Source organism: Pseudonocardia xinjiangensis (assembly GCF_012911925.1).
In the GTDB taxonomy this organism is placed as follows: Bacteria; Actinomycetota; Actinomycetes; order Mycobacteriales; family Pseudonocardiaceae; genus Pseudonocardia; species Pseudonocardia xinjiangensis.
Window position 1 is genome coordinate 31598 of sequence record NZ_JAAXKY010000052.1, and the last position, 11340, is coordinate 42937.

General features: G+C 74.0%; 12 protein-coding genes. 6 read left to right on the forward strand and 6 right to left on the reverse strand.

What is annotated here, in order from left to right:
* Nucleotides 1–4: 4 nt before the first annotated feature.
* Complete coding sequence (locus HF577_RS17205; protein ID WP_169396886.1) at nt 5–985, reverse strand: zinc-binding dehydrogenase; 981 nt, start codon at nt 983–985, stop codon at nt 5–7.
* 134 nt (nt 986–1119) lie between these two features.
* Between HF577_RS17205 and HF577_RS17210 the strand changes: the two genes are divergently transcribed.
* Nucleotides 1120–2508: an ATP-binding protein gene (locus HF577_RS17210; RefSeq protein ID WP_312859194.1), complete on the forward strand. Its 1389-nt coding sequence runs from the start codon at nt 1120–1122 to the stop codon at nt 2506–2508.
* The gene (locus tag HF577_RS17215) at nt 2501–4447 is read left to right on the forward strand and encodes a vWA domain-containing protein (protein ID WP_169396887.1); all 1947 of its coding nucleotides are present in this window, start codon (nt 2501–2503) and stop codon (nt 4445–4447) included. The genes HF577_RS17210 and HF577_RS17215 overlap by 8 nt, the downstream gene beginning before the upstream one ends.
* Nucleotides 4448–4555: 108 nt before the next feature.
* On the opposite strand, the gene HF577_RS17220 is transcribed toward HF577_RS17215, so the two are convergent.
* From HF577_RS17220 to HF577_RS17230, 3 genes are read right to left on the reverse strand one after another with little or no spacing between them, the layout of a single operon-like run.
* Nucleotides 4556–5728 carry an N-acetylglucosamine-6-phosphate deacetylase gene (locus HF577_RS17220; RefSeq protein ID WP_312859195.1) on the reverse strand — a complete coding sequence of 391 codons (1173 nt, stop codon included), beginning with the start codon at nt 5726–5728 and terminating at the stop codon, nt 4556–4558.
* On the reverse strand, nt 5725–6792 hold the full coding sequence (locus HF577_RS17225; RefSeq protein ID WP_169396888.1) for an SIS domain-containing protein: 1068 nt from the start codon (nt 6790–6792) through the stop codon (nt 5725–5727). Before HF577_RS17225 ends, HF577_RS17220 begins: the two co-directional genes overlap by 4 nt.
* Nucleotides 6789–7706: an N-acetylglucosamine kinase gene (locus tag HF577_RS17230; protein ID WP_169396889.1), complete on the reverse strand. Its 918-nt coding sequence runs from the start codon at nt 7704–7706 to the stop codon at nt 6789–6791. The genes HF577_RS17225 and HF577_RS17230 overlap by 4 nt, the downstream gene beginning before the upstream one ends.
* Nucleotides 7707–7791: 85 nt before the next feature.
* On the opposite strand from HF577_RS17230, the gene HF577_RS17235 reads away from it, so the two are divergent.
* Complete coding sequence (locus tag HF577_RS17235; RefSeq protein ID WP_169396890.1) at nt 7792–7959, forward strand: hypothetical protein; 168 nt, start codon at nt 7792–7794, stop codon at nt 7957–7959.
* A gap of 53 nt (nt 7960–8012) precedes the next feature.
* A complete protein-coding gene (gene mshC / locus HF577_RS17240; protein WP_169396891.1) occupies nt 8013–9251 on the forward strand; it encodes a cysteine--1-D-myo-inosityl 2-amino-2-deoxy-alpha-D-glucopyranoside ligase in 1239 nt (412 codons plus the stop codon).
* A 26-nt stretch (nt 9252–9277) separates the two neighbouring features.
* Here the strand turns inward: mshC and HF577_RS17245 are convergent, their stop codons facing one another.
* Nucleotides 9278–9430: a hypothetical protein gene (locus HF577_RS17245; protein WP_169396892.1), complete on the reverse strand. Its 153-nt coding sequence runs from the start codon at nt 9428–9430 to the stop codon at nt 9278–9280.
* Between the two features lie 35 nt (nt 9431–9465).
* Between HF577_RS17245 and HF577_RS17250 the strand changes: the two genes are divergently transcribed.
* Together HF577_RS17250 and HF577_RS17255 are read left to right on the forward strand one after the other, a co-directional pair.
* Nucleotides 9466–9831, forward strand: a complete 366-nt coding sequence (locus HF577_RS17250) for a DUF2237 family protein (protein ID WP_169396893.1) — start codon at nt 9466–9468, stop codon at nt 9829–9831.
* 1 nt (nt 9832) lies between these two features.
* Nucleotides 9833–10231 (forward strand): pilus assembly protein CpaE, encoded by a 399-nt coding sequence (locus tag HF577_RS17255; RefSeq protein ID WP_169396894.1) that lies wholly within the window; start codon nt 9833–9835, stop codon nt 10229–10231.
* Nucleotides 10232–10313: 82 nt separating this feature from the next.
* Here HF577_RS17255 and HF577_RS17260 read toward each other — a convergent pair whose 3' ends face one another.
* Nucleotides 10314–11153 (reverse strand): hypothetical protein, encoded by an 840-nt coding sequence (locus HF577_RS17260; RefSeq protein WP_169396895.1) that lies wholly within the window; start codon nt 11151–11153, stop codon nt 10314–10316.
* Nucleotides 11154–11340 lie beyond the last annotated feature (187 nt).

Below are 11340 nucleotides of genomic sequence, written 5' to 3' on the forward strand. Positions count from 1 at the left end.
GGGCTCAGGGAACGAGCACCACCTTGCCGCTCGTCGCACGCTCCTCCAGCGCGGTGTGCGCCCGAGCCGCCTCGGCCAGGGGGAACGGATGCACCACCGGCACCAGCCGTCCCGCCGCGGCCTCGGCCAGCGCGCGTGTCTCCAGGGGCCGCAGGCCGCCGTAGCGGCGCAGCATGCGCGGCCCGGTCACCCAGACGACCGCCAGACTGCCCGCCACGACGTCGGCGCTGGTGAACTCCGTGACCGCGCCGGACGACCAGCCGAACATCACCACCCGCCCGCCGACGTCGAGGATCTCCAGCGCGGTCCGTCCCACGGCACCTCCGACGCCGTCGAGCAGCAGGGTCGGCTTGCGCCCGGCGAGGGCCTCCAGGACCTGGTCGCGCCAGCCGGGATCGCGGTAGTCCACGGCGACGTCGGCACCCAGCCTCCGTACCTTCTCGACCTTCTCCGGTCCCCCCGCCAGGCCCACGGCGGTCGCACCGGCGGTCCGGACCGCCTGGACGAACAGCGTCCCGAGTCCGCCCGCCGCCGCGGGGACGAGCACCACGTCGTCGGCGGCGAGGTCGGCGACGTCGAGGATGCCCAACGCCGTACGTCCGGTGCCGATCATGGCCACGGCCGACTCCGGTGCGAGCCCGTCGGGCACGGCGTGCAGGGCCGCGACCGGTGCCACCGCACGTGCCGCGTAGCCGCCACTGGCCATCCCGAGATGCGCGACCACCGGGCGACCCACCCAGGCGCCGTCCACGCCGGCCCCGACCTCGCTCACGACGCCCGCCACCTCGCGACCCGGCGTCATGGGCAGTTCCGGGCTCGGGAACGGGCCGCCCGTCGTGCCGGCCCGGATGCTCGTGTCCAGCAGGTGCACGCCAGCGGCGGCCACGTCGATGACCACCTGCCCTTCGCCCGGCGTGGGGTCGGGGACGTCCTCGAACCGCAGCGTGTCCGCCGCCCCGAACTCGTACTGCCGAATCGCCTTCACCCGGTGTCCCCTCTACGTCCCGTTGTCCGACCTGCGGCGATGACGCTAGGAGCTCAAGCCGGGTAGAGGTCAACGGTCGCATCGGGGAGCGGACGCCGCGCGAGGCCCCGGGCTCGCGGCGTAACGTTGATTACGTGCCCCATGATCTTCCCCGCACCCTCGGTGCCCTCCGGGCGTCCGGCCACGAGATCCGTGGTGTCAAGGACGAGATCCGCCAGAACCTCCTCTCCGCGCTCCGCGAGGGGCGCGACGCATGGCCCGGGATCGTCGGGTTCGAGTCCACCGTGCTCCCGCAGCTGGAACGTGCCCTCCTCGCAGGTCACGACGTCGTGCTGCTGGGCGAGCGCGGTCAGGGCAAGACCCGCCTCCTGCGCTCGATCGTCAACCTGCTCGACGAGTGGACCCCCGTCATCGAGGGCTCCGAGCTCGGCGAGCACCCCTACGACCCCATCACCCCGGCATCCCGCCGGCGCGCCGCCGAGCTGGGCGACGACCTGCCCGTCGCATGGCGCCACCGCGACGAGCGCTACACCGAGAAGCTCGCCACCCCCGACACCGCCGTCGCCGACCTCATCGGTGACGTCGACCCCGTCAAGGTCGCCGAGGGCCGTTCCCTCGGTGACCCCGAGACCATCCACTACGGCCTCGTGCCCCGCGCCCACCGCGGGATCGTCGCCATCAACGAGCTGCCCGACCTCGCCGAGCGCATCCAGGTGTCGCTGCTCAACGTGATGGAGGAGCGCGACATCCAGGTGCGCGGCTACACGCTGCGCCTGCCGCTGGATGTGCTGCTCGTCGCGTCGGCCAACCCCGAGGACTACACCAACCGCGGGCGGATCATCACCCCGCTCAAGGACCGTTTCGGGGCCGAGGTCCGCACCCACTACCCGCTGGAGCTGGCCGACGAGATCGCGCTGGTCCAGCAGGAGGCCGACCTCGCGGCCGAGGTGCCGCGGCACCTGATCGAGGTCGTCGCCCGGTTCACCCGGTCGCTGCGGGAGTCCAGTGCCGTCGACCAGGGCTCGGGGGTGTCGGCACGGTTCGCCGTGGCCGCCGCCGAGACCGTGGCCGCCGCCGCGCTGCGCCGCGCCGCGATCACCGGCGAGGAGCGGGCCGTCGCGCGTCCCGTCGACCTCGAGTCGGTGCCCGCCGTGCTGCGCGGCAAGCTGGAGTTCGCCTCCGGCGAGGAGGGCCGCGAGTCCGAGCACCTGGAGCACCTGCTCCGCCGGGCCACGGCTGACACGGCACGGGCCCGGCTGCGCGGCATCGACCTCAACCCGCTCGCCGAGGCCGTCGCGGGCAACCCGGTGCGCACGGGGGAGCGGGTCGCGGCCGTCGAGGTGGTGGCCGCACTCCCCGCGGTGGACGCCCTCACCGAGATCGCCAAGCGGCTCGACGCGGGCGGCACCGAGGACCCCGGCCCCATGGCGAGCGCGGCGGAGCTGGCCCTGGAACTGCTGTTCCTCACCCGCCGCCTGGCGAAGGACGAGTCCGACGACGGCGACACGGTGAGCTATGGCTAGACGCGACCGCAGGTACGCCTACGGGCCCTACACCGACGGGCCCGACCCGCTCGCCCCGCCGGTCGACCTCCGGGCCGCGATGGACGAGATCGGTCGCGACGTCATGGAGGGCTCCTCGCCGCGCTCGGCGCTGCAGGAGCTGCTGCGCCGGGGCATGCAGAACCGGCGCGGGCTCGACGAGCTCACCCGTGAGGTCTGGCAGCGCCGCAGCAGGCTGCAGCGGGAGAACCGGCTCGACGGCACGCTGCAGGAGGTCCGCGAGCTCTTGGCGCAGGCCCTCGACGCCGAGCGCGACTCGCTCGGGCGCCAGGACACCGACGACGCCCGGTTCCGCGAGATGCAGCTCGACGCGCTGCCGTCGGACACGGGCGGGGCGGTGCGCGAGCTGAACTCCTACGACTGGCAGTCCCCCGATGCGCGGGAGGCCTACGAGCAGATCCGTGACCTGCTCGGCCGGGAGATGCTCGACCAGCGCTTCGAGGGCATGAAGCAGGCGATGGAGAACGCCACGCCCGAGGACGTCGAGCGCATCCGGGAGATGCTCGACGACCTCAACAGCCTGCTCGCCAACCACGCCGCCGGGCAGGACACCGCCGAGCAGTTCCAGCAGTTCATGGCGCAGCACGGCGAGTTCTTCCCGGAGAACCCCACGAGCACCGAGGAGCTCGTCGACCTGCTCGCGCAGCGGGCGGCGGCCGCCCAGCGGATGCTCAACTCGATGACTCCGGAGCAGCGGGCCGAGCTGATGGAGCTGTCCCAGCAGGCCTTCGGCGACCCCCGGCTGGCGCAGTCGCTGTCCCAGCTCGACGCCCAGCTGCAGGGTCTGCGGCCGGGCGAGGACTGGGACGGGCAGGGCCGGTTCCGCGGGGACAACCCGATGGGCATGGGCGAGGCGACGCGCGCGATGGAGCAGCTCGGCCAGCTCGACGCGCTCGCCGAGCAGCTGTCGCAGAGCTACCCGGGTGCGCGGATGGAGGACATCGACCTCGACGCACTCGGCCAGCACCTGGGCGACGAGGCGCGGGTCGACGCCCGAGCCCTGGCGGAGCTGGAGCGTGAGCTGCAGCGCCAGGGCCTGTTCGAGCAGGCGCCCGACGGGTCGCTCCAGCTCTCGCCCAAGGCGCTGCGGCGGCTGGGGGAGTCGGCTCTGCGCGACGTCGTCGACAAGATCGGCGCGCGGCGCGGAGAGCGGGAGACGCACCGGTCCGGCGCGTCGGCCGAGGCCACCGGGGCCACCCGGCCGTGGGCGTTCGGTGACACCGAGGCGTGGAACGTGCCGAAGACCCTGCTCAACGCGCAGCTGCGGCAGGCGGCCGGGGACCCGAGGAAGCTCGACGTCACCGACGTGGAGATCGTCGAGACCGAGCAGCGCTCCCGCGCGGCGGTGGCGCTGTGCGTCGACACGTCGTGGTCGATGGTCCAGGACGGGCGCTGGGTGCCGATGAAGCGCACGGCGCTGGCGCTGCACCAGCTGATCTCCACGCGGTTCCGCGGCGACGACCTGAAGCTCATCACCTTCGGCCGGCACGCGCGGTCGGTGGAGCTGGGGGAGCTCGTCGGGCTGGAGGGGGCGTGGGAGCAGGGCACCAACCTGCATCACGCGCTGCTGCTGGCCGGACAGCACCTGCGCCGCAACCCGGACGCGCAGCCCGTGGTCCTCGTCGTCACCGACGGCGAGCCGACGGCCCACCTCGAACCGGACGGCAACGCCGTCTTCGACTACCCACCCAGCCGGGAGACGCTGCGGGCCACGGTGGCCGAGCTCGACCGGATCACCGGTCTGCGGGCGTCGTTCACGTTCTTCATGCTCGGCGACGACCCGCGCCTCGCCGCGTTCATCGACGACGTGGCACGCCGGTGCGGCGGCCGCGTGGTGGCCCCCACCCTGGACGGCCTCGGCGCCGAGGTGGTGGCGGACTACCTGCGCACCCGCCGCTGACCCGCCGCCCGGACTGCAGGCCCGGTGATTGCAGCAAAGCCACGTTCATGCAACCTCGTTGCGTGAACGTGGCTTTGCTGCAATAGGGGGTCGGTGTTCCGCGGCCGGTCAGCCGGCGAGCGGGACGGGCGTGAGGCGCACCCCGGCCCGGTAGACCTCGCGCACGCGCAGGTCCGGGTCGAGCACCACGAGGTCGGCCCGGCGGCCGGCCTCGATCGCCCCGACGTCGGCCAGCCCGAGCGCCTGCGCCGGTGTGCCCGCCGTCATCGCCACCGCCCGTGCCAGCGCCTCCTCGCGCGGCAGGGCCGCATGCCGCACGACGTTGGCGAACAGCGCGTCGGTCGTGGCGGTGCTGCCCGCGATCGTGCCGGTGTCGGCCACCCGGGCCACCCGGTCGGTCACGGTCACCCGCAACGCGCCGAGGTGGTACTGGCCGTCCGGCATCCCGGCGGCCGCCATCGCGTCCGTCACGGCCGCCACGCGCCCGCCGCCGGTGCTCCGGAGCACGTGCTCCCACAGGGCGGGGTGGACGTGCAGCCCGTCGGTCACCAGCTCGACGGTGACCCGGGAGTCCTCCAGCAGGGCCACCGCGGGCCCCGGCTCGCGGTGGTGCACCGGCGCCATCGCGTTGAACAGGTGGGTTCCCACGCGCGCGCCCGCGGCCACCGCCGAGCGCGTGAGCGCGTAGGTCGCGTCGGTGTGGCCGAGCGCGGCGATCGCCCCGGCGTCGACGATCCGGCGGACGGCGTCCAGGCCGCCGGCCCGCTCCGGGGCCAGCGTCACCATGCGGACGGCTCCGTGACCGGCGCGCAGCAGTCGCTCCAGCTCCCCGGGATCGGGGTCGCGCAGCTGCCGTGGGTCGTGGGCGCCGCACCGGGCCCCGGCCAGCCACGGCCCCTCCAGGTGCACCCCGGCGAGCTCGCCGTCGGCCACGAGGCCGGCGAGGGCGTCGACGGCTCGGAGCAGGTCGGCGGGTGCGGCCGCGACCAGGCTCGCCATCATCGTCGTGGTCCCGTGGGCCCGGTGGAAGCGCACCGCGTGCAGCGCCTGGTCGGGGTCCCCGTCGGGGAACGCCGCCCCCGCGCCGCCGTGTACGTGCATGTCGACGAACCCGGGCACGAGCACGGCGTCGCCGAGATCGACATCGGCCGGGCGCGGTGGTGCCCCCGTGCCGGCGCCGGCGATGCGGTCGCCTGCCACCTCGACCCACCCCGGTCCGACGGCCAGAGGCGTGACCACCGTGTCGGCCGCCAGGAGCAGGGTCGTGCCACTTGGGGTCACAACGTCTCCGTGATCTTGCTGAGGCCGCGGGGAGCGTCCGGGTCCTCGCCGCGGTCGACGGCGACGTGGCGGGCGAGAAGCTGGAACGGGAGGATCTCCAGCAGCGGGGAGAGCTCCTCGGGCACGCCGGTCGGGAGCGCGAAGCCGACCGCGGCCCGCGCCACGGCGGCCGGGTGTCCCACGCAGCACACGTCGGCCCGGCGCTCGGCCAGCCGGGGCAGCACGTCCTCCATCGCGGTGCCGCCGACGCCCTCGTTCACCACGGCGAGCACCGGAACCTGCGGGTCGACGAGGGCGAGCGGGCCGTGCAGCAGGTCGGCCCCGGAGAACGCCTGTGCCGAGACGTAGGCGGTCTCCATCAGCTTCAGCGCGGCCTCCCGCGCGGTCGGGTAGGAGTAGCCGCGGCCGGTGGTGATCATCCGCTGCGCGAAGCGGTAGCGCTGCGCGATCGCGGCGATCTCCGCGTCGCGGGCCAGCAGGGCGTCGCCTAGGTCGGGCAGGGCCTCGGCCGCGGAGGTGCCCCCGCCGTTGCCGTCGACCACCCGGTCGAGCAGCAGGTACAGAGCGAGCAGCTGGGCGGTGTAGGACTTGGTGGCGGCCACCGAGCGTTCCGCTCCGGCCAGCACGTCGACATGCGCGTGGGCGGCACGGGCGAGCGCGGAGTCGGCGTTGTTGGTGACCGCCACCGTCAGCGCACCCTGCGCCCGGGCCACCTCCAGCGACCGGACGAGGTCGGGCGAGCCGCCGGACTGGCTGATGCCGATCATCAGCACGTCGCGCAGGTCGGGCCGGGCCCCGTAGGCCGTCATCGTCGACGGCGAGACCAGACCGGCGGGCAGCCCCAGCCGGATCTCCGCCAGGTACTTGGCGTACAGCGCGGCGTGGTCACTGGTACCGCGGGCCACGAACAGGACGGTCCGCGGCGCTCTGCGGCGGATCTGGGCCGCCGCGGCGTCCAGCCCGGCGGCGGGCCCGTCAGCGAGCAACCGCCGCCAGACGGCGGGCTGCTCGGCGATCTCCGCCGCCATCAGGCGGCCTGGCTGGTGCGACGCCACGGCGGTCATGCCCGCGGCTCGGAGGCGTTCGACGCGACGGGTTCCTGGTCGAGGAACGCCTCGGCCAGCCGGACGGCTCCGGCGGCGGGTGCCTCGGTGAGCACGTGGACCTCGACGGCGGGCAGCCGGTGGCGCACCGCCTGCTGCAGCAGCGGCTGGTGTACCGCGAGACCGCCCCCGAGCACCACCGGCTCGTGGCCGCCGAGGCGTCCGAGCACCCGCGTGGCCAGCGTGGCCAGCGCGTCGGCGGCCGTGTCGAGGATGGCGGTGGCCGCGACGTCACCGCCTCCGGCCAGCTCGACGACGACACCGGCGCGTTCGGCCCAGTACCGCCGGTCCTGCGTGCTGTAGACGTGGTCGATCAGCTGCTCGCGGTCGGTGAGGCCGCAGCCGGCGAGCAACGCCCGGCTGAGCGGGTCGGGCGGGGCGCCGGCATCCATCCGGTCCAGCGTGTGGCGCACCGCGTCGAGGGCGATGCGGTAGCCGCTGCCCTCGTCACCGAGGAGGTGGCCCCACCCGCCTGCGCGCGCCTCGGTGCCGTCGGCGCGCATGCCCCACGCCACCGAGCCCGTCCCGGAGATCAGGGCGACCCCGGTGTCGAGACCGGCGGCGGCCAGCAGCAGCCGCGCGTCGTGCACGACGAGCACCCTGGCCCCGGGCGCGTGCTGGGCGAGCAGCCGTTCCAGGGTGCCCACCGACGCCGGTCCGTCGGCGCCGGCCGCACCCACGCAGACGGCGTCCACGCCGGTGGCGCCGAGCCGGGTGAGCAGCGCCTCGAGCTGGCGCCCCGCCTCGGCGACGCCGACCGCGGCGATGTTGGCGCTCCCGGCCACGGCCTCGGCGTCCGGAACCCCGTCCACCGAGCGAAGACCGTGGGTCTTGGAGCCACCGATGTCGATACCGATGACGGTCCGCAACTGCATCCCTACCCGACTAGATGTTTGGTCTAGACAACTTGGCTCAGGTTGGCAGAGGAGGTGCCCGGGAGCAAGCGGGCATGCTGGGCACGTGCCGACCTGCCGCCACTGCGGCGCCGTCCGTGACGACGCCGACGCCTCCGCACTGACGTGGGTCCACGAGCGCGACCCGGGCGGGCAGGTGCGCTGGCTGTGCCCGAGCTGCGCTCGGCGCCACCTGCGCGACATCGAGGCCAGGCTGCGGGACCCGTGGCAGTGAGGCCCACGACGAATCTGGCGATCCGCCCGTCTTGAACGCGTAAGTTGTTCGGCATGCAAACCTGGGCAACCGTCGATGTCCCGCGGCTCCCCGGCGGTGGTCCGCCGCTTCGCCTGTACGACACCGCCACCGGTCGCGTACGGCCGACCGCGCCCGGGCCCACCGCCACGATGTACGTCTGCGGGATCACGCCCTACGACGCCACCCACCTCGGTCACGCCGCGACGTACCTGGCGTTCGACCTGGTCAACCGCCTCTGGCGCGACCTCGGCCACGACGTGAACTACGTCCAGAACGTCACCGACATCGACGACCCGCTGCTGGAGCGGGCCGCCCGCGACCACGACGACTGGGTCGTGCTGGGGATGCGCGAGACGGCGCTGTTCCGCGAGGACATGGAGGCCCTGCGGGTGCTCGCGCCGCAGCACTACATCGGCGCGGTCGAGGCGATGGGCGAGATCGCCGAGCTCGTCGGCAAGCTGCTCGCCTCCGGGGCGGCCTACCGCATCGACGACCCCGAGTACCCCGACGTCTACTTCGACAGCTCCGTCACCGGCCACTTCGGCTACGAGTCCCACTACGACGAGCAGAAGATGATCGAGCTGTCCCGCGAGCGTGGCGGCGACCCCGACCGGCCCGGCAAGCGCCACCCCACCGACGCCCTGCTGTGGCGGATGGCCCGGCCGGACGAGCCGTCCTGGCCGTCCGACCTCGGCCCCGGGCGCCCCGGCTGGCACGTCGAGTGCGCCGCGATCGCGCTCAACCGGCTCGGCACCCAGATCGACCTCAACGGAGGCGGCTCCGACCTGATCTTCCCCCACCACGAGTTCGGGGCCGCCCACGCCGAGGCGTTCACCGGCGAACATCCCTTCGCCCGCCACTACACGCACACCGGGATGATCGGGCTCGACGGCGAGAAGATGTCCAAGTCGCGGGGCAACCTGGTGTTCGTCTCCAAGCTGCGCTCCCAGGGCGTCGACCCCAACGCCATCCGGCTGGGTCTGCTCGCCGGCCACTACCGCGAGGACCGGCCGTGGACCGACGACCTGCTCACGCAGGCGCAGGAGCGGCTCGCGCGCTGGCGGGAGGCCGTCGCGCTCGACGCCGGCCCGCCCGCGGACGACCTGGTGCAGCGGCTGCGCACCCACCTGGCCGACGACCTGGACACCCCCGCCGCGCTGGCCGCCGTCGACGGGTGGGCCGCGGAGGCACTGGAGCGCCGGGGCACCGACCCGGACGCCCCGGCGCTCGTCCGCACCGCGCTCGACGCGCTGCTCGGAGTCGCGCTGTAGGCACGCCCGGCCGGCGGGGGGCACGGTCAGTCCGGCGGCTCGACCGCGCCGGCGTCGGGCTCGACGTCCTCGCCGTCCGGCACCTGTGCGTCCTCGGCGTCGATCGGGACGTCGAGGTCGCGCTCCGGCGCCCCAGGCGGACGAGGGGGTTCCGGGTCAGGTTGGGGCGATTGCGTCATGCCATCGAGCTACCCGTTCTGGTTGAGTGGGGCACATGGCGGGCAACGTGCTGGGCGGCGAGCTGCAGACGTGCGGAACCGACCCGATGACCGGCTTCACCCGCACGGGCTGCTGCGAGGCCGCGTCCGACGACCCGGGCGTCCACACGGTCTGCGCCATGGTCACCGAGGAGTTCCTCCGGTTCAGCGCCGAACAGGGCAACGACCTGTCCACGCCGCGTCCCGAGTACGGCTTCGCCGGGCTACGGCCCGGTGACCGCTGGTGCCTGTGCGCCGACCGCTGGGCCGAGGCGCTCGCCGCCGGCGTCGCACCCCCGGTGGTGCTGGAGGCCACCCACGTCCGCACCCTCGACTGGGTCGACCTCGCCGACCTGCGCCGGCACGCCGCCACCGCCGGCTGACATGATCACCATCGACCTGGCACTGCGGCTGCGCACCGCCGGACTCGAATGGACCCCGGCGTCGGGCGACCGGTTCGTGATCCCCGGCCGGGACATGGATGCCGACGTCTTCGTCGTCAGCGAGCTCACGATCGACGTGCACGACGCCCCCACCGGCCGCCTGCTGCGCTTCAACGGCACCACCGAATGGGCCCTGGACAGCGTCGAACAGGACGCCGTGGTGTGGCTGCCGTCGGAAGGCCAGCTGCGCGCCGCCCTCGGCCCCCGCTTCCGTCGCCTCGAACCGATCGGCGACGGGTACGCGGTGGTGATCACGGCTCCCGGCGGCGAGGAGCGCCACCTCGACGTGGACGCCGAACGCGCCTACGCCCGGGCCCTCCTCGCAGTACTGAGCACCTGACTCCACACCCGGCCCGGCCGCGACATGGACACATGTCGCTGTTCTGAGGCCGTTTCAACAGCGACATGTGTCCATGTCGGGCTCAGGCCGCCGCCAGAGCGGCTTCCACCGTGCGGACCAGCTTGCGCGGGGTGGACAGCAGCGGCTGGGTCACGAACACCACGTCCCACCCGATCCCGTGCACCCGGTTGAGCCGCTCCCGGTCGTGGTTGAGCGCCCACAGCTGCCCGTCGCGCCACTCCCCGTCGTACTCGACGGCCACCTTCCGCTCCGGGAAGGCCAGGTCGACCCGTACGACGCGGCCCGTGGCGTCCTCGATCCAGTACTGCGGCACCGGGTGCAGCCCGGCCAGCTCGAGCCACACGCGCACCTTCGACTCGGGCCGCGACTCCGCGCGGGCGTCGGTGAGCTCGACGGCTCGTCGAGCAGAGACGATGCCGCGGTCCGACCGCGCAGCCACCAGAGCGGCCACGGCGTCGCAGTCCACCAGCCCGGCCCGCAGGATGACGTCGAGATCGGCGACGGCGTCCGGTAGCGAACGGTTGAGCGCGAGGTCGAGCGCCATTCGCAGCGGCGCGGCGATCCGGCCGCCGTACCAGGGTTCGGAATCGTCCCGGCCGACCTCGGTGCGCCGCAGGTCGATGCCGTCGCGCCAGGTGATCCGGCGGCGCAGCGGAGCCACCACCGCCACCGGGTCGTGCGCCCGCGCGAGCTCGCAGCCGCGGATGGTGGCAGCCGAGCGGCCGATGATCACCGCGTCGGCCGGCAGCACCAGCGTTGCGCCCCGGCAGCGGACCGGGTGCGTGACCTTCGTGCGCGCGTCCACGTAGACGTCTCGGAAGAGATTCGCGACGCGCGGGCCGCGCAGCTGCGCCGGGGTGAGCAGACCGGCCGCGACGGCCTCGGAACCGAGGAAGACCATGCCGACACGATCAGGCCGGCGGAGACGGTCGTCGAACGCCCGCCCACACCCGGGCCACTGCGCGGACATCGATCCCCAGAACCGCTCGCCCCCTTGCGCACGACCCCGTTCTCGTGTTCGGGCGCGACATGGCCACATGTCGCTGTTCTGCGGCCGCTTCAACAGCGACATGTGGCCATGTCGCGGG

Coding starts and splice junctions, on each gene's coding strand:
- HF577_RS17215 (WP_169396887.1), top strand. CDS start 2,501: ATGGCTAGACGCGACCGCAGGTACGCCTACGGGCCCTACACCGACGGG.
- HF577_RS17225 (WP_169396888.1), bottom strand. CDS start 6,792: ATGACCGCCGTGGCGTCGCACCAGCCAGGCCGCCTGATGGCGGCGGAG.
- HF577_RS17230 (WP_169396889.1), bottom strand. CDS start 7,706: ATGCAGTTGCGGACCGTCATCGGTATCGACATCGGTGGCTCCAAGACC.
- mshC (WP_169396891.1), top strand. CDS start 8,013: ATGCAAACCTGGGCAACCGTCGATGTCCCGCGGCTCCCCGGCGGTGGT.
- HF577_RS17245 (WP_169396892.1), bottom strand. CDS start 9,430: ATGACGCAATCGCCCCAACCTGACCCGGAACCCCCTCGTCCGCCTGGG.
- HF577_RS17250 (WP_169396893.1), top strand. CDS start 9,466: ATGGCGGGCAACGTGCTGGGCGGCGAGCTGCAGACGTGCGGAACCGAC.
- HF577_RS17255 (WP_169396894.1), top strand. CDS start 9,833: ATGATCACCATCGACCTGGCACTGCGGCTGCGCACCGCCGGACTCGAA.
- HF577_RS17260 (WP_169396895.1), bottom strand. CDS start 11,153: ATGGTCTTCCTCGGTTCCGAGGCCGTCGCGGCCGGTCTGCTCACCCCG.